The 19,760-nt window shown below is 63.7% G+C and carries 23 protein-coding genes and 1 tRNA gene; 11 read left to right on the top strand and 13 right to left on the bottom strand.

Annotated elements, in window-relative coordinates; translation table 11 throughout:
* Nucleotides 1-84: 84 nt before the first annotated feature.
* The 8 genes from FJQ54_RS13420 (at nucleotide 85) to FJQ54_RS13390 (ending at nucleotide 6,906) form a co-directional block, all read left to right on the top strand.
* Nucleotides 85-1,125: an aspartate-semialdehyde dehydrogenase gene (locus tag FJQ54_RS13420; protein WP_140929033.1), complete on the top strand. Its 1,041-nt coding sequence runs from the start codon at nucleotides 85-87 to the stop codon at nucleotides 1,123-1,125.
* A 43-nt stretch (nucleotides 1,126-1,168) separates the two neighbouring features.
* Complete coding sequence (locus FJQ54_RS13415) at nucleotides 1,169-1,408, top strand: FitA-like ribbon-helix-helix domain-containing protein (protein ID WP_140928927.1); 240 nt, start codon at nucleotides 1,169-1,171, stop codon at nucleotides 1,406-1,408.
* Nucleotides 1,408-1,851: a type II toxin-antitoxin system VapC family toxin gene (locus tag FJQ54_RS13410; RefSeq protein WP_140928926.1), complete on the top strand. Its 444-nt coding sequence runs from the start codon at nucleotides 1,408-1,410 to the stop codon at nucleotides 1,849-1,851. The genes FJQ54_RS13415 and FJQ54_RS13410 overlap by 1 nt, the downstream gene beginning before the upstream one ends.
* Nucleotides 1,852-1,955: 104 nt before the next feature.
* The gene (gene ahpC / locus FJQ54_RS13405) at nucleotides 1,956-2,519 is read left to right on the top strand and encodes an alkyl hydroperoxide reductase subunit C (RefSeq protein WP_140928925.1); all 564 of its coding nucleotides are present in this window, start codon (nucleotides 1,956-1,958) and stop codon (nucleotides 2,517-2,519) included.
* Nucleotides 2,520-2,591: 72 nt separating this feature from the next.
* On the top strand, nucleotides 2,592-4,175 hold the full coding sequence (gene ahpF, locus FJQ54_RS13400) for an alkyl hydroperoxide reductase subunit F (RefSeq protein ID WP_140928924.1): 1,584 nt from the start codon (nucleotides 2,592-2,594) through the stop codon (nucleotides 4,173-4,175).
* Between the two features lie 80 nt (nucleotides 4,176-4,255).
* Nucleotides 4,256-4,330 (top strand) — tRNA-Val (locus FJQ54_RS17550).
* Between the two features lie 207 nt (nucleotides 4,331-4,537).
* Nucleotides 4,538-5,695: an HNH endonuclease gene (locus tag FJQ54_RS13395; RefSeq protein ID WP_140928923.1), complete on the top strand. Its 1,158-nt coding sequence runs from the start codon at nucleotides 4,538-4,540 to the stop codon at nucleotides 5,693-5,695.
* Nucleotides 5,696-5,697: 2 nt separating this feature from the next.
* Nucleotides 5,698-6,906, top strand: coding sequence for a DNA cytosine methyltransferase (locus FJQ54_RS13390; RefSeq protein ID WP_140928922.1), 1,209 nt, complete (start codon nucleotides 5,698-5,700; stop codon nucleotides 6,904-6,906).
* Nucleotides 6,907-7,082: 176 nt separating this feature from the next.
* Here FJQ54_RS13390 and FJQ54_RS13385 read toward each other — a convergent pair whose 3' ends face one another.
* From FJQ54_RS13385 to FJQ54_RS13365, 5 genes are read right to left on the bottom strand one after another with little or no spacing between them, the layout of a single operon-like run.
* Entirely contained in the window at nucleotides 7,083-7,418 is a 336-nt protein-coding gene (locus tag FJQ54_RS13385; RefSeq protein ID WP_140928921.1) for a hypothetical protein, read from the bottom strand.
* Entirely contained in the window at nucleotides 7,409-7,783 is a 375-nt protein-coding gene (locus FJQ54_RS13380; protein ID WP_140928920.1) for a hypothetical protein, read from the bottom strand. Before FJQ54_RS13380 ends, FJQ54_RS13385 begins: the two co-directional genes overlap by 10 nt.
* Nucleotides 7,780-8,169, bottom strand: a complete 390-nt coding sequence (locus FJQ54_RS13375) for a hypothetical protein (RefSeq protein ID WP_140928919.1) — start codon at nucleotides 8,167-8,169, stop codon at nucleotides 7,780-7,782. The genes FJQ54_RS13380 and FJQ54_RS13375 overlap by 4 nt, the downstream gene beginning before the upstream one ends.
* A complete protein-coding gene (locus tag FJQ54_RS13370; protein WP_140928918.1) occupies nucleotides 8,141-8,551 on the bottom strand; it encodes a hypothetical protein in 411 nt (136 codons plus the stop codon). The genes FJQ54_RS13375 and FJQ54_RS13370 overlap by 29 nt, the downstream gene beginning before the upstream one ends.
* Nucleotides 8,544-9,041, bottom strand: a complete 498-nt coding sequence (locus FJQ54_RS13365; protein WP_140928917.1) for a hypothetical protein — start codon at nucleotides 9,039-9,041, stop codon at nucleotides 8,544-8,546. The genes FJQ54_RS13370 and FJQ54_RS13365 overlap by 8 nt, the downstream gene beginning before the upstream one ends.
* A 132-nt stretch (nucleotides 9,042-9,173) precedes the next feature.
* Here FJQ54_RS13365 and FJQ54_RS17630 point away from each other — a divergent pair, with 132 nt between their 5' ends.
* Nucleotides 9,174-9,311 carry a hypothetical protein gene (locus FJQ54_RS17630; RefSeq protein WP_207790431.1) on the top strand — a complete coding sequence of 46 codons (138 nt, stop codon included), beginning with the start codon at nucleotides 9,174-9,176 and terminating at the stop codon, nucleotides 9,309-9,311.
* 481 nt (nucleotides 9,312-9,792) lie between these two features.
* On the opposite strand, the gene FJQ54_RS13360 is transcribed toward FJQ54_RS17630, so the two are convergent.
* The 8 genes from FJQ54_RS13360 to FJQ54_RS13325 all read right to left on the bottom strand — a co-directional run bounded on the left by FJQ54_RS13360 (nucleotide 9,793) and on the right by FJQ54_RS13325 (nucleotide 18,068).
* Nucleotides 9,793-11,445 (bottom strand): virulence-associated E family protein, encoded by a 1,653-nt coding sequence (locus FJQ54_RS13360; RefSeq protein ID WP_140928916.1) that lies wholly within the window; start codon nucleotides 11,443-11,445, stop codon nucleotides 9,793-9,795.
* Nucleotides 11,442-12,107, bottom strand: coding sequence for a hypothetical protein (locus tag FJQ54_RS13355; RefSeq protein ID WP_140928915.1), 666 nt, complete (start codon nucleotides 12,105-12,107; stop codon nucleotides 11,442-11,444). The genes FJQ54_RS13360 and FJQ54_RS13355 overlap by 4 nt, the downstream gene beginning before the upstream one ends.
* Before the next feature lie 101 nt (nucleotides 12,108-12,208).
* Complete coding sequence (locus FJQ54_RS13350) at nucleotides 12,209-12,451, bottom strand: helix-turn-helix transcriptional regulator (protein ID WP_140928914.1); 243 nt, start codon at nucleotides 12,449-12,451, stop codon at nucleotides 12,209-12,211.
* A 108-nt stretch (nucleotides 12,452-12,559) separates the two neighbouring features.
* Nucleotides 12,560-13,207, bottom strand: a complete 648-nt coding sequence (locus FJQ54_RS13345; RefSeq protein ID WP_140928913.1) for a hypothetical protein — start codon at nucleotides 13,205-13,207, stop codon at nucleotides 12,560-12,562.
* The gene (locus FJQ54_RS13340) at nucleotides 13,198-14,520 is read right to left on the bottom strand and encodes a tyrosine-type recombinase/integrase (RefSeq protein WP_140928912.1); all 1,323 of its coding nucleotides are present in this window, start codon (nucleotides 14,518-14,520) and stop codon (nucleotides 13,198-13,200) included. The genes FJQ54_RS13345 and FJQ54_RS13340 overlap by 10 nt, the downstream gene beginning before the upstream one ends.
* A 1,050-nt stretch (nucleotides 14,521-15,570) precedes the next feature.
* Nucleotides 15,571-16,143: an ActR/PrrA/RegA family redox response regulator transcription factor gene (locus tag FJQ54_RS13335; RefSeq protein WP_140928911.1), complete on the bottom strand. Its 573-nt coding sequence runs from the start codon at nucleotides 16,141-16,143 to the stop codon at nucleotides 15,571-15,573.
* Nucleotides 16,136-17,452: an ActS/PrrB/RegB family redox-sensitive histidine kinase gene (locus FJQ54_RS13330; protein ID WP_140928910.1), complete on the bottom strand. Its 1,317-nt coding sequence runs from the start codon at nucleotides 17,450-17,452 to the stop codon at nucleotides 16,136-16,138. The genes FJQ54_RS13335 and FJQ54_RS13330 overlap by 8 nt, the downstream gene beginning before the upstream one ends.
* 10 nt (nucleotides 17,453-17,462) lie before the next feature.
* On the bottom strand, nucleotides 17,463-18,068 hold the full coding sequence (locus FJQ54_RS13325) for an ankyrin repeat domain-containing protein (RefSeq protein WP_140928909.1): 606 nt from the start codon (nucleotides 18,066-18,068) through the stop codon (nucleotides 17,463-17,465).
* Between the two features lie 61 nt (nucleotides 18,069-18,129).
* Here FJQ54_RS13325 and FJQ54_RS13320 point away from each other — a divergent pair, with 61 nt between their 5' ends.
* Complete coding sequence (locus FJQ54_RS13320; RefSeq protein WP_140928908.1) at nucleotides 18,130-18,771, top strand: SCO family protein; 642 nt, start codon at nucleotides 18,130-18,132, stop codon at nucleotides 18,769-18,771.
* Nucleotides 18,764-19,210 carry a YcgN family cysteine cluster protein gene (locus tag FJQ54_RS13315; RefSeq protein ID WP_268920584.1) on the top strand — a complete coding sequence of 149 codons (447 nt, stop codon included), beginning with the start codon at nucleotides 18,764-18,766 and terminating at the stop codon, nucleotides 19,208-19,210. Before FJQ54_RS13320 ends, FJQ54_RS13315 begins: the two co-directional genes overlap by 8 nt.
* Nucleotides 19,211-19,760: the final 550 nt, after the last annotated feature.

Genomic DNA, 19,760 nt, shown 5'->3' with positions numbered 1-19,760 from the left:
TGACGGGCGGGCCGCGCCAAGGCAATCCGCCGCGCTGCCTATTGGCGCAGTCATGTGGCAGCAGCATGAATTCGGAGAATGACTGTGGGATACAAGGTTGTCGTCGTCGGGGCCACGGGCAATGTGGGCCGCGAAATGCTGAACATTCTGGCGGAACGGGAATTCCCCATCGCCGAGATCGCCGCTGTCGCCTCCCCGCGCAGCCAGGGCGACATCATTGAATTCGGCGACACCGACCGCACGCTGAAAGTGCAATCCATCGAGCATTTCGATTTCACCGGCTGGGATATCGCCCTGTTCGCTGCCGGCTCCGGCCCGACGAAAATCTACGCGCCTAAGGCCGCCGCCGCCGGTTGCGTGGTGATCGACAATTCGTCGCTCTACCGCATGGAGCCGGACGTGCCGCTGATCGTGCCGGAAGTGAACCCGGACGCCATCGACGGCTATAAGAAGCGCAACATCATCGCCAACCCCAATTGCTCCACCGCGCAGATGGTGGTGGCGCTGAAGCCGCTGCACGATGCGGCTGGCATCACGCGGGTTGTGGTATCCACCTACCAGTCCGTCTCCGGCGCGGGGAAGGCGGGGATGGACGAGCTGTTCAGCCAGACCCGTTCCGTGTTCGTGGGCGAAGACAAGACGGTGGAGAAATTCACCAAGCAGATCGCCTTCAACGTGATCCCGCACATCGACGTCTTCGTGGGCGCGGACACCGGCTATGACGGCTACACCAAGGAAGAGCTGAAGATGGCGCAGGAGACGAACAAGATTCTCTCCCCCGACATCAAGGTTTCCGCCACCTGCGTGCGGGTGCCGGTGTTCGTGGGCCATTCCGAAGCGATTTCCATCGAGTTCGAGCGGCCGATTTCGGCGGCGAAGGCGCAATCCATCCTGCGTGAGGCACCGGGCATCATGCTGGTGGATAAGCGCGAGGACGGCGGATATGTGACGCCCATCGAATGTGTGGGCGACAGCGCCACGTACATCAGCCGGGTGCGCAAGGACCCGACGGTGGAAAACGGCCTGACGCTCTGGTGCGTGTCAGACAATCTCCGCAAGGGCGCGGCGCTGAACGCCGTGCAGATCGCCGAACTGCTGGGCCGGCGGCACCTGAAGAAGGCGTAAGGCAACCGTTGCCGCGATGATAGCAAAATGCTATCATCGCGGCATGGGCCAGCTTCTGATCCGAAATCTCGATCCCGAACTTGTCGAGGATTATCGGCAGGCCGCGGCAGCCAATCACCGCTCGCTCGAGGCGGAGCTTCGCCTCGCGCTTGAAGCCGCGCGCCCTGTCAGCCTTCGGCGCCGCGATGCGCTGGCAGCCCGTCTCGCCGCCATCCGCTCGCTGGGGGGAGACGTTCCCGCAGGCTCGACCATTGATCTGCTGCGAGAGGATCGTGATCGCTGATGCTCGTGGTGGACACCAGCGTCGCGGTTAAATGGGTCATCTCCGAAGCCTCCACAACGCGGGAGGCGGGCACTGAACAGGCGCTTGCATTGCTTGCGCATGGTCTGATGGCGCCGGATCTGCTCGCCATCGAGTTCGCAAATGTCTTGTGGAAGCGCCAGTTGCGCCGGGACATCGGCGCAGATCAGGCTGAACAGGCCTTGGCGATCCTGCCGGAAACCGTCCTGCTCCAGCCATCACAACCCTACCTCCAGACTGCACTCAGTCTCGCCGTAGCGCTGGAACATCCGGTCTATGATTGCCTGTTCCTTGCCTGTGCGGCTGCACATGACGCCGAGCTTGTCACGGCCGACGAGCGGCTCGCCACGCTGGTGCAGCACCGCAACACGGGCATCCGCGTGACGAATCTTGCCGACTGGATCGATCCAACCCCCGCCCGCTGATCGTTTTTATCGATTGCCGCCTTGCACAATATCAATTTGTGCAATCGCGAACGCGCCCATATCTCCTCCCCTGTCCGAACCAATCAACCCAAGAGGAGATTCGAATGCCCATCATCGGAAGCACGCTGAAGCCGTTCACGTCGCAGGCTTACAAGGGCGGAAAATTTGTTCAGGTGACGGAAGCCGATGTCGCCGGCAAGTGGGCGATCTTCTTCTTCTATCCGGCCGATTTCACCTTCGTCTGCCCGACGGAACTGGAAGACATGGCCAACCTCTATGGCGAATTCCAGAAGCTTGGCGTGGAAATCTACTCGGTCTCCACCGACACGCACTTCAGCCACAAGGCCTGGCATGACAGCTCGCCCGCCATCGGCAAGATCAACTACTTCATGCTGGGCGATCCGTCCGGCCAGATCACCAACAATTTCGGCGTGATGCGCGAAGGCGTCGGCCTTGCCGATCGCGGCACCTTCCTCGTCGATCCGGACGGTGTGATCCAATATGTGGAAATCACGTCCGAAGGCGTCGGCCGCAACGCTGCCGAACTGCTGCGCAAGGTGAAGGCGGCCGCCTATGTCCGCTCGCACCCCGGCGAAGTCTGCCCGGCCAAGTGGGAAGAAGGCGAAAAGACGCTGGCGCCCTCGCTCGACCTCGTCGGCAAGATCTAAGCCCGTTCAAGACATGCCGCCTCGCCCCCGCGGGGCGGCATGCACCCCCAGTTTGCATAAGGAGTAGCCGCCATGCTCGATCAAAATCTGAAGGCCCAACTGAAGGCCTATCTTGAAAAGGTCGTGCACCCGATTCAGCTGCGCGCCTCGCTCGACACGTCGCCGAAATCGGTTGAGCTGGAAGGCCTGTTGCAGGACATCGCGACGCTCTCCGACAAGGTTTCCTATGCCCGCACCGATGACGATGCGCGCAAGCCCAGCTTCGAAATCCGCCGCACCGGAACGGACATCGCCGTGCGCTTCGCGGGCATCCCGATGGGGCATGAATTCACCAGCCTCGTGCTCGCCCTGCTGCAAGTCGGCGGCCACCCCAGCCGTGAAGCGCAGGATCTGCTGGATCAGGTGAAGGAGCTGGACGGCGACTTCACATTCGAAACCTATTTCTCGCTGTCATGCCAGAACTGCCCGGATGTGGTGCAGGCGCTGAACCTTGCCAGCGTGCTGAACCCGCGCATCCGCCACACCGCCATCGACGGCGCGCTGTTCCAGACGGAAGTGGACGAGCGCAAGATCATGGCTGTGCCCACCGTGTTCCTGAACGGCGAACCCTTCGCCAACGGGCGGATGGACTTGGCGCAGATCGTGGCGAAGCTGGACAGCAACGCCTCTGCCCGCGCTGCCGCCAAGATCGCGCAGAAATCCGCGTTCGACGTGCTGGTCGTGGGCGGCGGCCCGGCCGGGTCTGCGGCGGCCATCTACTCCGCGCGCAAGGGCATCCGCACCGGCGTGGCCGCCGAACGCTTCGGCGGGCAGCTGCATGACACGCTCGGGATCGAGAATTTCATCTCCGTCGAATACACCGAAGGCCCCAAGCTGGCCGCCAGCCTTGAAGCGCATGTTAAGTCGAACGGCGTGGATATCATGTCGCTGCAAAAGGCGACGGCGCTGATCCCGGCGGCCACCCCCGGCGGGCTGATCGAGGTGAAGCTGGAAAATGGCGCCTCGCTGCACAGCCGCACCGTGATCCTCTCCACCGGCGCGCGCTGGCGCAAGCTGGGCGTGCCCGGCGAGGAGCAGTATCTGACGAAGGGCGTGGCCTTCTGCCCGCACTGCGACGGGCCGCTGTTCAAGGGCAAGCGCGTCGCCGTGGTGGGGGGCGGCAACTCCGGCGTGGAAGCGGCAATCGACCTCGCCGGCCTCGTCGCCCATGTCACGCTGGTGGAGTTCGACGCCCAGCTCCGCGCCGACGCCGTGCTGCAAGCCAAGCTGCGCAGCCTGCCCAACGTCACCATCCTCACCTCGGCGCAAACCACCGAGATCAAGGGCGACGGCGAAAAGGTGAACGGCCTCGTTTACAAGAGCCGCACCGACGACAGCCTGCACGCCGTCGATCTGGAAGGCGTGTTCGTGCAGATCGGTCTGGTGCCCAACACCGAATGGCTGAAGGGCACGCTGGAACTCTCCAAATATGGCGAGATCGTCACCAACGCGCGCGGCGAAACCAGCCTGCCCGGCGTGTTCGCCGCCGGGGACTGCACCACGGTTCCCTACAAGCAGATCATCATCGCCATGGGCGAAGGCTCGAAAGCGGCGCTCTCCGCCTTCGATTACATGATCCGCCTGCCGGAACCCGAAGCCGAAGCCATCGCGGCCTGAGCCACGGCCCCATTCACGGACAGGGCGGCGCGGGGAGACCCGCGCCGCCCTTTTCGTGTGCGCGGCGTTCGTTGTGGCGTGGGAGGCCTGCGGCGCGAAGGGCTCCGCCCTTCACCCGGGTGGGGTCGCAAGTTCAATCCTTGCCGCGCCCACCATCTTTTCAGATACTTAGCTGGCAAGATGGCCCCTAAAATCCCCTTCAATTCCTTCCGGGGTACGATAGGGGTAGTTTCGGAAAAAACTTCCCGCCCTCCCCTTCGCCACATCCAATCCACAAGTTGGGCGGGGAATGTCCGCGTTCTCGACTGGCAAATCCGATCTCCACGAGCTAGCAATACAACTCGGCATTTGGCGGAGTTTTCATGTGGCATTGGGATCAAGGTAGGCTCGACTATTTTCAGTTCGATGCGCTTCGCAAGATTGCCAAGTTCGCTACGTCTGCCGACATCAAGGCGGCACTAAACGCCGATCTCGTGGCAGCCGTTGGTCTCCCGTTTTCGCCAAACACCCCCGGCTACGAGCGGCCTTGGCGAAATTATCAGCGCGTCTTTAAGCTCAGCCTGCTGGCGTTCGACGACGGCGGGATAGGTCGCCCTACCGCCTTGGCAAAGCTGCTTGCCGACGACGGCAAAGTCACAAGCGACGAATACTTCCACTTTCTTGCCGAGGCCACGACCGACCCCTCTCCTGCCTTACAGGGATGGGACGCAACGGCCGAGATGCGCTATCCCCTCTTGTTCAGCCTCAAGTACGTTTTGGCCCGAGCCGCCGTAGGCGAACAAGCAACGGCCTTCGGCAAAATCATCGACGCGTATGCCGGGTCTGGCTTCGTCGGGGGCGAGGACCAAACTGCATTTCTCGGCATCATCGACAAGACTTACCCCGTCATTACGAACAAGCGGCAAGCTATCGAGAGCCTGCGCCGGGTGCTCGCGCAAATATCCTATCTAAGCTCGACGGCGAACACGCTCACCGTCTCCCTCGAGAAGAGCGACGCGCACGAGGTTTTCGACCAACTCGATCCGGTCGGAGGGCCGAGGGACCCGGATGGTAACAAAGAGATTGCCCGGCTAGCGGCCCTGTTCCCGTCGGCAACCGCCGATCTACACCTCGATTATAGCAACACCGTCGTCAGCGATGCGGTCGAGGCCGGCTTCGCGGAAGGCAACCGGGTCGAGAGGACGCACCTCAAAATCGAACGCAACTCAAAGCTGCGCGATGCCTTCTTCGAAGCCTATCCCTCCGCTGTGTGCGATTTCTGCGAAAAAGACACCTCGGACGAATATCCGTGGGTAGAACGTGTGCTAGATATACATCACGTGTTGCCACTTTGTTCCGGAACGCGTACGACTAAAGAGGGGACCGCTCTAGACGACCTCGTGGCCAACTGCCCGACGTGTCACAGAGCTGTTCACCGATATTACGGGCGATGGCTCAAAGCCCAAGGCAAGAAGGACTTCTCCGACGCGGCAGAAGCCCGGGCGGTCTACGAGGAGGCAAAAGGGAAATATGTGGGGTAGCTATGCTGGCTAGAAAATTCGCTAAGGAGCTCGTCGCTCTGTCATACGCAGAACAGGAGCGCCTCATTGCCAGAGCCCTCAAGGAGGAGGTCGATCTTTACGATCTACTCGAGGCCGAAGGTCTCAGCCTTGACGATCTCACTTATTCGGACAGTCGCACCCGTACCTGGAGTGGCGGTGCTCCTGTCGATCTCCGGTCATTCGAGAAGGTCGGCAAGGGCATCCCCGTCGTCAGCTTCTTCACGGGTTGTGGCGGCATGGATTTGGGCCTCGAGGCGCTGGGCTTCGAGAACGTGGCCGCCTTCGAGCACAACGAGATATTTTGCCGGACGTTGCGCAAGAACCGGCCGCAGTGGAATGTCTTCGGGCCGCCGTTCCACGACGGAGACGTTTCGAAGGTCGAGGACGTAATCGCGACGCTCGAGCCGCTCATTCAGAAGCCGTTCGAAGGATTGTTTGTCGGCGGCCCGCCGTGCCAACCGTTCTCGATTGCTGCCAATCAGAGGTTCGCGAAATGGGGAGATAACTTCAAGCGGGTGGGCTTCGATCACGCGAAGAACGGCAACCTCCTCTTCGACTTCGTGGCGCTCATCAAGGAGTTTAGGCCAGCCGCATTCCTCATCGAAAACGTCCCGGGACTTAGGGATATCGACGGCGGGGAACAATTGTCGGTGGCAATCAAGCAACTCGAGGATGCTGGTTACGAGGTAGCCGAACCGTCTGTCTTCGAGGCAGCGGACTACGGAGTGCCGCAATATCGGCAACGGATGTTCGTTGTCGGGTCTCGTACTGGCGGCAAGTTCGTAATCCCCGAAGCCCAAGAGCACGTCGGGTGCGGAAGCGTCCTCGATGTTTTGCCCGGCCACAACGTGCCGAACCACGAAACCCGGAAACACAAGGCGGGGTCTCTCCAGAGATATATGGTACTCGGCTACGGACAGCGGGACCAGCTTGGCCGGGTCGATAGGCTCGATCCGACACGCCCGTCTAAGACCGTCATCGCCGGGGGCACCAACGGTGGCGGAAGGTCTCACCTCCACCACGAAATTCCTCGCACCTTATCAGTCCGGGAGTGCGCTCGCCTACAGACCTTCCCCGACGATTACGTGTTTGTTGGCCCAACGGCTCGCCAGTTCACTCAGGTCGGCAACGCCGTTCCTCCGGTCTTGGCTGCGACGGTAGGGACAGCACTGGTCAAGGCCTTCTTCTAGACCGCGTAGGGGCTCACATCGAGCTTGCCGCAAGGACCGCACAGCCGATTGTGCTTCCCCTCGCTCTCGAAGGGCTTGCGGCAACGGAGGCAGGGCCGGGTCTCGGTCTCGAGCGGCTCCCCGTGCACGTCGCGGCGGCGATTGGGGGACGGGATATAGCTCGGCCACCCCATCAGTCACGCAACCTCGAGCATCGCCAGCATTGTGCCGAAGGCGCGCGATTGCTTCCTCGTCATCAACCGCTTCGCGTCGTCCGTCCCCGGCGCATTGCGCAGCACGTCCACCCAGAGCTCCTTGCCCCGGTCGATGCGACACATCAGCCCAAACCAAGCCCCGAGCTCGGACATCGACACCCCGAAGAGGCGGGCGAAACGGCGCACCATCGGGATTGTCGGCCAGCGCGTCGGCTCGGTCGCGGCGGCGAAGGCCAGCGTGGCGTAATGCGCCGCCCGGGTCCGATCATCAAAGCTGGCCAGGTAGTAGCCCAATAGGCCCTCTTCGGTCAGGTCCATTGGGCGCTCTTCTCGAAGACAGCGGATTGCCTCGAGCGCATCGCTGCCATCTCGGCCGCGCGTTCGCCCTTCGCCAGCTCGATAATCACCGGGTCAGTGCCGGAGTGGTCGAGGAGCGCCTTGCTCACCGTGGTTCCGGTCTGTTGCGCGATCTCCCCGGCTCGCACCATAATGGCGTCGGCATAGTCAGCGGCCTTATACAGCGGCTCCGCCTGTCCAGCGGCGATCTCGGCCGCGTTCTTGCGGATGGCGACCGAGCCGCTCTTCAACAGCACGGCGGTTGCGCCCTTCACGGCGGGCACGTCCACGCTCGAAATTTCGTTCACGGTCAGGTCGGTCACGACCATCTTCTTGGGCAGGGTCATTGTGCGGGTTCCTTTTCAGCGGGGAGAGAGGACAGGTCATTCTCGACCTGCCGGGCTATCAGGGCGGCCACCGTCTGGGCCTTCGCGCGCGACTGGCGAGGCTGGTTCAGGTGGCGGAGGAGGTCCGGCGCGGAAAGTTCGAGCTCGCCCAACAGAGTACCCCGGAACTGGTGCGTCAGGCGGGAGGCGGAGTGCGCTTCGGAGCCGTGGCGCTGGCGATACTCAGCGAGGAATGCCCGGTCCGCATCGAAGAGGGCGTTCATCGCCTCCCCAGCGGCCGCGATGGCGGCGGAGAAGCGGGCGGCCGCCTCGACCTTCTCTGCGGCGATCTCGCGCAGGCGGTCCGGCTGCGCGCCGTCAGGCCGCTGCTTGTTCCAAATTCCCATTGTCGTCTCCTTCTCTTCCGGTGGTGGTGGTGTTGCCCAAGGAAGTGCGCAGCGAGGCGACCACGTCGCGCGCCTCCTTCGGGTCGAAGCCTGCGGCCTCGAGGTCGGACCGGCGCTGTCGCCAGAATTGTTCGTCGAAGGCAGGCCGCGCGGCTTCGTCCCGGGCGCGCATCAGCGTCCAGCGGTCATAAGTTGTGGTGGGCTCCCGCTCGCCCCGAATCAGCCGGTCCTCATGCCAAAGGACGGCCAATTCGGGGGTCGCAGGCGCAGCCTCGCCCATCTCGTACAGGACCGAGATGCGCAGGGCGCGGCGCTCGGCCGGGGTCATCAAGCGATAACCCACGGCGAAGGCGAGGAGGTCGAGGGCGCTGTCCCTACTCATTGTCGATTATCCGTGCCGGAGCCGGGAGCTGCGGGCGGAGATTGTCGACCATCTGCAAGGCGACCTTCGCGACAGCATCGCCCAAGAGACCAGCATCGACGGTATGCGTCACCTGCTTGTTCACCGCTATGCCGTGCGTCTCCCGATAGGCGGGCAGCATCGCCCGCGCACGAAGCTCGAGCAGGCGGTCCGAATACTTGCGGACGGTGCCGACGATCTTTTCACGGTGGCGGCCGCCGAAGATGGGCTCCTCCCAACCGATTTGCGCGCGGCGGTAAATCTCGGCCTCGATGCTCGCCTCGGCCGCTTCGATTGCTTCCTGCCACTGCGCGGCAAATTCGGGGTCGCGGTCGCGCTCGTCCTTGAATGTCTGGACAGCCCCGTACCGGGAAGATGCGCGCGGGCTGGCGGCGCGCGCGGCGCGGACGAGGATGCCGTGCAGGCGGAGCTCGTCCAGAAAGGCTTTCTTGCGGCGGTCGGTCAGCTTCATTGCGGAACGATAGCTGGCGAGGCCAACGGAACGAACGGCGAACCATTGCGCAGAGACAGTGGCGATGGCACTGTTCGGCCGGGCGCTCGAGCTTCCCTTGCGGTGCCCCGGGACAACGGACGAAGGATGCTTATGGCCGACGATTACGAGAAGAGAACATTCACGCCGCAGGAAGGACCCCGCTCTCCCGGGGTCAAGCCGCAGCCGCCCCGGGACCGGGAGAAGCCAGCGGACCCGCCGAAGCCCAAGCCGGACCGCGACAAGAAATAGGCGGCCGCTACCCCCGGCGTACCCCCGGCAGGGGCTGGTTGCCGGACAGGCACAGGAAACGTGGCGCGCTGGCAATCGAGCTGGCCCCGATAGAGGGCGGGGTCCGCCCGGCGGCCGGGCGATCTCGCGCCCGCGCGCGCGGGGACAAACGCAGCAAACGGCGGATGGCGGGAGCCCAAACAGGTCGAACAGAGGAGGCGTACCCTCCCCGTTCCCCCACCCCGTACTCCCCGGGGGGAACGCCTTCGCGCCAGCTTTTCCGCCGGTTTCGAGTGCCGTTCCCCCCGTTCTCCCTCTCTTCGATAAAAGGTACAGAGAGGAGAGCGAGAGAGGGCTCCGCCTTGGGCCTCCGTAGGGGGTTATAGGGCGGTGTGGGGAACGGCCAGAACGGGGGGAACGCCCCCACGCAAACGCCAAGGAAAGCTGGCCAAATGCCGTTCCCCCTCTTCGCCACAAGGGCCGGAACGGTTGGGGGAACGGACTAGTAGGGCAACTCATCGCCCTCACCCTCGCGGTCGCTGGCCGCGTCATCGACGAACCAGCCTGCCGTGCCGAGGGCGACCTCTATCCGGCGCTCCGTCTGCGTACGGTTTCCCCGGGTATAACAGTACTCGAGACCCTTCCCGCCGAAACGTCGCCGGGCCCGCTCCCAGCCGATTTCGCGCATTGCGTCGCCAAGTCGGCCGTTCTGTTCCTGCGTTTGCTGCCCTGCGGGGATGCCCAGCAGCTTCCAAACATCGGCCGCGCGTATCTTCCCGGTCCGATCTCCGAGTGCAGCCGCGAGCGAGTCAACGAATGGGTCATCCATCTTCCGCGCTTCCTGTTCGACCCCGGCGGCCGCGTACAGCGATGGATCCAGCCGGATGCTGGCCCCCTCCGTCTCACGCGCGGCCGCCTCCGCCCATATCTGGTCCCGGTCGCGCCGGAGGGCCTCGAGGTCGAAGCGCCCCACCCGCACCGGCCAGAAGCGCCGGTTGCCGGTAAGGTCGCGCAGATAGCGCTCGCTGTTGGTCGTACCAATCACCACGAACTGGCGAGGCACGATCACCGGGAGCCGGGCATAGGACAGCCGGGCCGTATCGTCCTGCCGGGAGAGGAAGGACTTCAGGTGTTCGACCTCGCCCTTGCGCATTCCCTTCAATTCACCAGCCTCGATTATCCACTTGCCGGCGGTCTGTTCGATCACCTTCTTGCCGTCCGAATTAAGCGGAAGGTCGTCAGCGAACCGCTCGTCCCGGACCGCAAGCACCCGGAGGGCCGAGGACTTGTCCGTGCCTTGCTCGCTCTCGAGAATTAGCATCTCGTCGAACTTGGCGCCCGGCTCCCTCACGCGGCGCGCGGCGGCGATTAGCGGCAGTGCTCCGACAGCGCGGGTATATTCGTTGTCCTCGGCCCCGCCGTAAGTCACCAGCCATCGGTCTAGCCGGGGCACGCCGTCCCATTGCAAGCCGTCGAGGTAGTCGCACACCGGATGGAAGGGCGCATTGCGCGCCGTGTCCATTATCACCTTCGTAAAGAACTCGATTTGCGGCCGGAAGCGGAAGCGCTCGTCTATCTCGAGCCACAGCCGGGTCAGCGCCGCATCGTCGAGATGCGGGCCGTGGCCGTCGAGCCCCTCGATCACTGAGCGGTCCGCGAAAGTGTCGTGGCGGAGCTCGACCCCGAGCTTGCGCAGCGCCAGCCGAATGTTGCCTTGGTGGTCGCGGTAGACCTTGCCGTCCTCGTTGGTGGCGAAGGCTTCCCCGCGTTGCGCCACGGCTGCGGTCGCTCGCTCCACTTGGTACCACGCATATTCGACCGGCCGCTTCTGTGCGAGAATGTGCGCGGAGATGCCGAGGTCCCGGTCTGTCAGGATACCCACGACAAGCTCGGGCGGCACCTCCCGGGCCACTAGCTCACAGGCTACGGCATAGACCGCGCGCGATCTATCGCCGCCCCACTTATCGGGCTCGAGCGGATTGTGTCCCTGCGCGATAACTGCCTTGGCCCAGCCGGGGACATTCCACTGGTCGAGCTCTTCGGTTTCGGTCAGCCGGACAACATCACCGCGCTCGAGGGCGATGCGGCCCGGAGCATCGGAGACCGCGCTCGGCTCCGGCTTCGCAACCTCAAATTCCGCAAGCCGGTACATCATTGGTCCGGCCCCCGCTCGACCGAGGAGCTGCGTTCGATGCGGCCCGCCTTGCGCTTCTTATCGTTCGGTAGATTCAGGGTGCCTGGCAGGCGCATAAGGTGGTCGAGCGACTGGCAGTTGTCGCCTCCGAGCTTGTCGCGGAGTCCGACATTATAGAGCTTCGCGGACGCCACCGCGTCGGGACCGTCTCCGACATACAATCGGTCCTCCGGGACGAGGAGCCAGAAGCCTTGATACCCGTTCCCACTGTCCACGATAGCGGACGGCGGGGGAACGAAGGCCTCGAGGCTTCGGAGGATGCGCTGGCGCTCCTCGGACCAATCGGCCTCCGGCTCCGGGTCGATATCGACGTGCAGCATATCGAGCTGCTCAATGTCCGCCTCGCTGGGCTTGTTGTTCGGGTCCGCCGTCGCCTTCACGGTGTTGGGGGTCCAGTATAGGTTCCGCTTGCCGTTCCAGCGCTCGAGCCACGCGCGGAGCCGCTCCGGCGGGTCGAGCTCGAAGGTCCGCGTCTCTATTCCCCCGCCGTCCGGGGCAATGGCGGAGACCACGCAGCGCCCATCGTGGCGCATCGCGCGAAGGAAGCGCAGGGTCTCGTCGAAGGGCCTAGGCTCAACGCTCGAGCCTTCGCCCCCGGAGCCGGCATCGCTATACTCATTCACGGAAAGTCTCCCTTTCCAATCCAATCGGTGGATAGGGCCGTCCGGTTTGCTTCCTCAGGCCGGGCGGCCCGCTTTCCTTCCGGGACTGGCGGTGTTGTTGGTTATGCGGCCTCGGCCTGCGCCAGCTTCGCCTCGAGCCAATCGACCACCTCGGAACGCAGCCACACCACCCTGTTCGGGCCGATGCGCTTTTGCTTCGGGAACTCGCCCCGCTTCACGAGGTCATAGATCACGGATTGGGAGTAGGTGGTCAGCTCGACCACGCCCTTTATGTCGAGCACGATCTTGTCGGAGGTCCGACTCACACGCTCGACAGCAGCCTTAAATTCTTCGGTCTGGGCCATCGCCTTCGTCCTTCGATTGGGCCGCTTCCGGGCCGGTACGAAGGCTTCCTAACTGGCAGGCGATTATCGGTATGCGGGCATCCGGTAAGGGGTGCTTATCCCCGCCCCTTACCGGAGCAAGCCTCGCTCCGAGCTTGCGTCTATCTCGCGCAAGCTCACCCTCACGCGGCGGCGGGCCTCCGCGAGCGATAGGCCGTACATCGGCCCGATCTCCCCGGCGATGGCCTCGACTGCCTCGGCTGTCACCTTCGGCGCGCGGACAGGCACGTCCCGTCGCCAAACGTCCCACAGCGCGTCCACGACCTTGCGCAGGTTGGGCAATTCCTCCGCTCGCCCGCTGGGCAATCTTAGTGCGTTTTCTGCCTCGTCGAGCATTGGGGGGAGGTCGAGCGGCCCCGGACTCTCCTCGAAGCCATTTCCCTTGTCCTCGAAACGAGCGCCCTCCGATAGCTCGCCGGTCAACCGGGCCAGCTCGTCGTCCGACAATGCGCGCACGACATCAGCAACGGCGCTGTTCGAGCTGGCCGCCAGCAATTCGATCACGCGCGCGGCGGTCATCCAGCGGACATAGTCTTGCGTCACCGGGTCGAGCGATGCCCAAACATCGCGCGCGCGGGCAATTAGCTTGCGCTCCGCCTTCACATCGACCTTGCCGCCTATCTGGGCACGGAAGCCATCCACCACGTAGGGGTGCGCCGGACCGATCTCGTCGCGGATTGCCTCGATGCGCGCGCGCTCTTCGGGGGTCAGCTCCACAGCTTGCCCCACTTCTCGAGCGCGGCTCGCTTCTCGGGCAGGTAGCTGTGGTGGTTATAGGTCCGCGCCACCCCGGGAATTAGGTGTCCCATCACCCGCTCGACGTGCTCCTCCCGGATGCCCATGGCGATCATTCGCGTGGTCACGGACCGGCGAATGTCATGCAAGGTCCAAGGCTTCAAGGGGGCCAGCCCCTCCTTTTCGGCCCGCTTCGCAATCTTCTTGTCCAGCGCGGCCTTCGCCTTCGAGAAGCCGCTAAAAGGACGGCGGCCGCCGGAGCCGGACAGGAGGAACTCCCCTTCATTCCACCGGGGAAGGCTTTCGATAATCCGCCACGCGGGGGCGGAGAGTGGGACGGCGTGCTTGATGCCCGTCTTATACTTGTCGGCGGGAATCACGAACATTCGCTCCTCATCGGGCTCGAACCAATCCCGCTCGAGCTCAGCGATCTCCGAGCGGCGCTGGCCGGTCAGGATCAATAGCCGCACTAGGTCCCCGAACGGATAGGCGACCTCCCCGGCGGCGTCCCACACACGGCGAAGCTCATCCATCGACAACTCGCGATCCCGGGCAACGTACTTCAGGTCTTTGCGCTTAATCCCTGCCGCCGGGCTAATGTCGAGCAGGTCCCGGTCGATTGCCCAACTAAACAGGCCAACGAGGTGCTTGCGGACCTCACGGGCGACATTTGCTCCCCGGTCCAATACGATGTCGTCAATCAGCTCGATAACCTCGGCCCGGCGGATGCTCTCGATCAATCGCCCCCGCCACTTGGGCTCCACGAGGTCAGTAAGCAAACGCTCGGCCGGGCAACGGCCCACCTTGCGCGGCTTCGTGCCCGTCTCCTCGGCCTCTTTTCGGGCGAGCTCCTCCGCCGCCTTAGCGCGCTGGCCGTCACGGGTAGTCATCTTAACGTGCAATTCGACGTACCGCTCGAGGACAACCTCGAAGGTACGCGTCTGCCGCTGGTCAATCTCCTTCGCGCGGACCACCGCCGGGTCGATGCCCTTGTCGGCGGCCTCGAGGGCCTCCCGCGCCTTGTCGCGGGCATCGCTCAGGGACAGTGTCGGATAGACCCCGAGGTTCATCCGCTTCATCTTCCCGCGCGACCCGTCCGCGTGGGCGACACGGTACAGCATCGACCAGCTCTTCTTGCCGGTCTTGCCCACTCGGACACGAAGCTCCCGGACGAGAGCGTCCGCGATCTCGAGGCGACCGCCGCGTGGCGCAACCAGCTTTTCGAGCCGCTTGTCAGTCAGCCGCTCCCGGCCCCGTTGTTCCTCGACCCTCTCCTCTTCCATAACTGTCGCCATATCACGTTTCTCCTTCCGGGGTAGCCCCGGGGTAGCGAAACACCCCGGTTTCGGCAGGACCCTATCGGAACCGCCGGGAGCCGGATTATCCGTAAACCCGCAGAAACGCTAGTGTTTTAGGATTGGGAAGGAACTCTTCGGAAGGGGTACTACACCCTTCACCCGGCAGGGGTCTTTGGACCCCTGCACCCCGATTGTTTGGGGCGAGGTTGGTGCGAAAGGTCGTGAAAGTCACGCCCGTAAGGGGTTGCACGACCTGCCGGGGAGAGCGCCGGCGAGGTGATGCTCCGCTACAGGGCGCATGGGCTGCTTGCTAACACGGCATGATCAGGGAAACTAGCACATTGTCCCCAAAATTCCTCATGTTACGCACCCCTGCTAAGTTTGATCGATTTCGCTTATTCCCGGAAACAATATGTCCATCGCAACTGGATGCCAAACGGACATCATGATGGGAAATAGGATCCAGTAGAATATATCTTTCGACCTCAAGTCCAATAGCGGACCGGAGAGCCAAAGCCAAAAACAAAAAATTCCAATAATATAAAACAATATTAGAGGAAATTTTATTCTTATTCGAAAATTATTTGCCAATTTTAGATAAAATATTGTTGAAATTATAAATATTATTAACATTGCAAAAAAATATGCATTGAATAAATTTATATTATCTGTGTTTGAGCACAAATATATTTTGGCCTTTTGAACAGCGCCGAACAAGCTCTGCTCCGCGGAATTAAGGCAACTTGTGCTCGGAATTCTTGTCCCACCCACGACCAAGGGGGTGAGGGCGATCAAAGTGATGACACTACTTACTGCCAGCTCGACTTTCGCGATGCGCAGGACCGGCGTGAGATCCTTGTATGCAGGCCGAAAGATATCGTTCTTGCTGTTGTTGTGGGGATCAAATGGATTGGTCATCTTCGAGTTCTCATTGAGAATAATGACTCCTTGAGATCGCACAATAGAGGAGTTTTGCAGACAGCATACTCAATTCTCTGTCAGCGCCGCTTCGGACGCAGCCGCCCCGCCCTCTGATCGCCAAAGCCGCTACTTCGGCGAACGCTTCGCCAAAATCCGTTGCAAGGTGCGGCGGTGCATTTTCAGGCGGCGGGCGGTTTCGCTGACGTTGCGATCACAGAGTTCATAGACTCGCTGGATATGTTCCCAGCGGACCCGGTCTGCGGACATCGGGTCTTCCGGGGGTTCGGGGCGTTCGCTGCCGGTGGTGATGAGGGCGTTGATCAGGTCTTCCGGGTCCACCGGCTTGGCGAGATAATCGATTGCGCCTTCCTTCACGGCGGCGACTGCCGTTGCCAGATTGCCATAGCCGGTGAGGATCACCACGCGGGTGAGCGGGTGCAGCGCCCTGAGTTCCGCCACCAGATCGAGGCCGTTGCCGTCGCCCAGCCGCAAATCCAGCACGGCATAGGCGGGCACCACCTGCTGCATCAGCTGGCGCGCCTCTGCGGCAGAGGCGGCGGCGCGGACATCGAAACCGCGACGGCTGAGCGTGAGGGCAAGGCGCTGGCGGAAGCTGTTGTCATCATCCGCGAGCAGCAGGATTCCGTGGGCGGGCGGGGTTTCCGGATCATGCAAGGGGGCAACGCCGGATTCAGCCATGGGGGTTCGGCTCCGTGGGGGCGGCGGGGGCCGCTGGTGGCAGTTCGATATCGGCGCGATGCCAGCGGATGTCTACCCGCGCGCCGCCTTCCGGGGCGTTGGAAAAGGCCAGCCGCGCGCCGGTGCGTTCCAGCAGGGTGGTGGCGATGAAGATGCCCAAGCCGGTGGAGCCTGAGCCGGACAGGCTGGGGCCGAGGAAGGGCGCGCCCAGCTTCGGCAACAAATCCGGCGGGAAGCCGGGGCCATCATCCGAAACGCGAAGCCACAGTTCGCTGGCCGTGCTGCCCGCCTCCAACCGGACGACGCTGCCCGCGTGGCGCAGCGCGTTCGAAATGAGGTTGGCGAGGCCATGCAGCAGTTCCGGGCCGCGCCGCACGATGGGCACCTGCCCCTGCGGCCAGCCGGAGATGATCTCAATCGGTACGCGGGCGGGCTCAAACGTGTCGGCCACCTCGCGCAGCAGCACCGGAAGGGGCAGGATGGGGAATGGGTCTTCGGCTTCGGCGCGTTCGGAAATGCCGGTGAGGATGTCGCGGCAGCGCCGGACCTCTTGCTGCAGCAGATCGACATCCGGGCCGAGATCGGGATCGTTGGCGAGGCCGTCGTGCAGGTCTCTGGCGATGAGGGTGATGGTGCCGAGCGGGCCGCCCAGTTCATGCGCGGCGGCTGCCGCGAGCGAGCCGAGTGCGCCCATCCGCGCCTCCCGATCGAGCGCGGTTTGCGTGGCGACGAGGGCGGCCTGCCTGCGGCGGGCTTCGGCCGAGACCTGCCAGGCGTAGAAGGCGAGGAACACCATGCCCAGCGCGATCGCAGCGACCACGCCAAGGCTGTAGAGCGCGGGCAGCTCCATCGCTTCGCCATCGGGCCATGGCAGCGGCAGGTGCCAGCGCCACAGCGCCGCGAGCAGTGCCAGCGCGAACAGCAGCAGCGCCACCGTGGACTGGGCGGACAGCAGCGTGGCGGAAATGGTGACGGGCACCAGCAGCAGCAGCGCGAAGGGGTTGTTCAGCCCGCCCGTGAGGTAGAGCAGCACCGACAGCTGCACCAGATCATAGCCGAGGTGGACGAGCGTGCCCCTGCCATCCAACCTGTCCCCCCAGCGGTAACGGGCGGACAGCGAGATATTGAGCGCGACAGACGCGGCGATGGCCGTGAGCGCAGGCATCCACGGCACCGGATAGCCAAGGCCCAGCCCGACGATCAGCAGCGCCAGCAGCTGGCCGCCGATGGCCGCCCAGCGCAGCAGCACCAGCGTCTGCACCCGCACGCCGGGGCGGTCCAGCTCCGGCAGCGGGCGCGGGGGTGTCATCGCTTCAGCCTTACAGACTGGGACCCATCGACTTTTTCTCGCCCTTCTTCGGCGCTTCGGACAGCGCCTTGCCGATCGGGCCGGATCGGATGTCGCGCGCGGCGTAATCGCGGGCAGACATGCCGGCCAGATTGTCCGTGCGATCCGGATCGGCCCCGGCGTTCAGCAGATATTGCACGGATGTGGCGTCGCGCATGTGCACCGCCTTGATCAGCGGCGTTTCGCCGCGGTTGTTCGCGCCATCCACCTGCGCGCGCGACGCGAGCATCACCCGCACACCATCGGGGAAGGCATTCATCGCCGCGACGCCCAGCGGGGTGTTGCCGTCGCGATCCCTAAGGTTCGGATCGGCGCCGTTTTGCAACAGGAAGCCCATCCATGGCGTGTCGCGGCGCTTGATGGCGATCATCAGCGCGGTTTCGCCGCTGTCGCCATCGCGGGCGTTGATAATGGTGGAGCCGGGTTTGTCGATGAAGCCCTTGGCCTTCATCACATCCTTGTCTCGCACGGCTTTCAGAAAATTGTAGCCGTCGGAAAATTGCGCGGCAGCCGGTGCCGCCAGTGCGAGCGCAATCGCCGCCATCACCAGCCCAGACCTGCCCTTGATTCCGTTCATCTTGCTTCCTCGATGTCGCGCGCTGCTCGCATCCCGATTGGATAGCGGATATGTGCCCCCGATGAACAGCCAGCAACCGACACCTGCACCCGCCAAACTCCGCGCCCTGCCGCTGATCCTGCTCGCACTGGCGGCGGTGGCGGCCATCGCCCTGTTCCTGATGCCGCGCGGCGGGGCGGATGCGCCCAAGGGCAATCTGAGCGGATCGGCCGTGGGCGGGCCGTTCACGCTGACCGACGAGAGCGGCGCGACGGTAACCTCCGACAGTTACAAGGGTTTGTGGCGGCTGATGTATTTCGGCTTTACCTATTGCCCGGACGTCTGCCCGACGGATACCGCGAAACTGGCCGCCGGGCTGAAACTGTTCGAAGCGAAAAACCCGGCCGCCGCCGCCAAGGTGCAGCCGCTGTTCATCACCGTGGACCCGGAGCGGGATACCCCGGCGGCGCTGGCGGAATTCACCGCGCAGTTCCACCCGCGACTCGTGGGGCTGACAGGCACGCGCGAACAGATCGACGCCGTGCTGAAGGAATTTCGCGTTTATGCCTCCAAAGTGCCGGGCGCGGTGCCGGACGCCTATACCTTCGATCACCTCGCCATCATCTATCTGATGGACCCCGAAGGGCGGCCGGTGGAGTTCATCGCCGGGTCCACCGCCACGCCGGAAGCCATCGCCCAGATGCTGGAACGGTTCGTTGGCTGACCGGCTGCGCGAGAAATTCTGGGAGCGTTACTCCCTTCGCGAAATGAACCGCGCCGAATGGGAAGCGTTGTGCGACGGTTGCGGCAAATGCTGCCTGCACAAGCTGGAAGACGAGGAAAGCGGGCGAATCTATCGCACCAATGTCGCCTGCCGCCTGCTGGACCGCCACTCAGGCCGCTGCTCCGACTATCGCAACCGGCGGGCCTTTGTGCCCGATTGCGTACAACTGCGCCCCGAACTGGTGGGCCAGCTGGACTGGCTGCCCGGCACCTGCGCCTATCGCCGGGTGGACGAAGGCCGCCCCCTGCCCGCCTGGCACTATCTGATCAGCGGGGACCGCGAAGCGGTGCACGAAGTCGGCGCATCGGTGCGGGGGTGGACGATCTCCGAAGTGGATGCGAGCGTGGATCTGGAGAACCATATTATTGATCCGGATTGAGTGGGGGGGCGTTGGCGCTGGAGGCCTCCGGCGGCCCGGGCGCTGCCCGGGACCCGGCAGGGGCGTGACGCCGCTCGCACCCCCGGACTTTTTTGTAGCCCCTCCCGTTGACGCTTCGCGCCAGCTTCGCTTCCAGGGGAGGGGTTGGGGTGGGGGCTCTCCGCTTTGTGCGAGGTTGGGAGTTTGATTGCCTGCGGCGCTTTGGGGAGCGCCCTGCGTTCTCCACCCGTTGCCCCGGACTTGATCCGGGGCCCCGCTGTTCTGCTCCAGCGTTGCCGAAGGGCAGCTGAACCCCGGATCAAGCCGGGATGACGATGTGGTTGTGGGGAGGGTTGGGGTTATGGCCTGCGGCGCTTCTGTTGCGCTTGTTGTGATGTCAGCGGATCAGCCCCGGCGGTGACACCCCCTCTCCAACTCTCCCCCTTGCAGGGGGAGAGAGTAAGGTAGCGCCGCAGGCAATCGAAGCTGATCACCCCCACGGCGCGGGAGTTGGACCACAACGCAAATGTTGAGGGTGCAGGGAAATCATTTCCCTGCCCGCCGGAGGCAA

Origin of the sequence: Sandaracinobacter neustonicus (assembly GCF_006385875.1) — a bacterium.
In the GTDB taxonomy this organism is placed as follows: domain Bacteria; phylum Pseudomonadota; class Alphaproteobacteria; order Sphingomonadales; family Sphingomonadaceae; genus Sandaracinobacteroides; species Sandaracinobacteroides neustonicus.
The sequence above is the reverse complement of the archived record's forward strand: the minus strand, read 5'-3'. Positions and strand labels throughout refer to the sequence as shown.

Excerpts from the sequence above, each read along its gene's own strand:
- FJQ54_RS13415 (WP_140928927.1), top strand. The coding sequence starts at position 1,169 with ATGGGCCAGCTTCTGATCCGAAATCTCGATCCCGAACTTGTCGAGGAT.
- FJQ54_RS13410 (WP_140928926.1), top strand. The coding sequence starts at position 1,408 with ATGCTCGTGGTGGACACCAGCGTCGCGGTTAAATGGGTCATCTCCGAA.
- ahpC (WP_140928925.1), top strand. The coding sequence starts at position 1,956 with ATGCCCATCATCGGAAGCACGCTGAAGCCGTTCACGTCGCAGGCTTAC.
- ahpF (WP_140928924.1), top strand. The coding sequence starts at position 2,592 with ATGCTCGATCAAAATCTGAAGGCCCAACTGAAGGCCTATCTTGAAAAG.
- FJQ54_RS13395 (WP_140928923.1), top strand. The coding sequence starts at position 4,538 with ATGTGGCATTGGGATCAAGGTAGGCTCGACTATTTTCAGTTCGATGCG.
- FJQ54_RS13390 (WP_140928922.1), top strand. The coding sequence starts at position 5,698 with ATGCTGGCTAGAAAATTCGCTAAGGAGCTCGTCGCTCTGTCATACGCA.
- FJQ54_RS13385 (WP_140928921.1), bottom strand. The coding sequence starts at position 7,418 with ATGGACCTGACCGAAGAGGGCCTATTGGGCTACTACCTGGCCAGCTTT.
- FJQ54_RS13380 (WP_140928920.1), bottom strand. The coding sequence starts at position 7,783 with ATGACCCTGCCCAAGAAGATGGTCGTGACCGACCTGACCGTGAACGAA.
- FJQ54_RS13375 (WP_140928919.1), bottom strand. The coding sequence starts at position 8,169 with ATGGGAATTTGGAACAAGCAGCGGCCTGACGGCGCGCAGCCGGACCGC.
- FJQ54_RS13370 (WP_140928918.1), bottom strand. The coding sequence starts at position 8,551 with ATGAGTAGGGACAGCGCCCTCGACCTCCTCGCCTTCGCCGTGGGTTAT.
- FJQ54_RS13365 (WP_140928917.1), bottom strand. The coding sequence starts at position 9,041 with ATGAAGCTGACCGACCGCCGCAAGAAAGCCTTTCTGGACGAGCTCCGC.
- FJQ54_RS17630 (WP_207790431.1), top strand. The coding sequence starts at position 9,174 with ATGGCCGACGATTACGAGAAGAGAACATTCACGCCGCAGGAAGGACCC.
- FJQ54_RS13360 (WP_140928916.1), bottom strand. The coding sequence starts at position 11,445 with ATGATGTACCGGCTTGCGGAATTTGAGGTTGCGAAGCCGGAGCCGAGC.
- FJQ54_RS13350 (WP_140928914.1), bottom strand. The coding sequence starts at position 12,451 with ATGGCCCAGACCGAAGAATTTAAGGCTGCTGTCGAGCGTGTGAGTCGG.
- FJQ54_RS13340 (WP_140928912.1), bottom strand. The coding sequence starts at position 14,520 with ATGGCGACAGTTATGGAAGAGGAGAGGGTCGAGGAACAACGGGGCCGG.
- FJQ54_RS13335 (WP_140928911.1), bottom strand. The coding sequence starts at position 16,143 with ATGGCTGAATCCGGCGTTGCCCCCTTGCATGATCCGGAAACCCCGCCC.
- FJQ54_RS13330 (WP_140928910.1), bottom strand. The coding sequence starts at position 17,452 with ATGACACCCCCGCGCCCGCTGCCGGAGCTGGACCGCCCCGGCGTGCGG.
- FJQ54_RS13325 (WP_140928909.1), bottom strand. The coding sequence starts at position 18,068 with ATGAACGGAATCAAGGGCAGGTCTGGGCTGGTGATGGCGGCGATTGCG.
- FJQ54_RS13320 (WP_140928908.1), top strand. The coding sequence starts at position 18,130 with ATGAACAGCCAGCAACCGACACCTGCACCCGCCAAACTCCGCGCCCTG.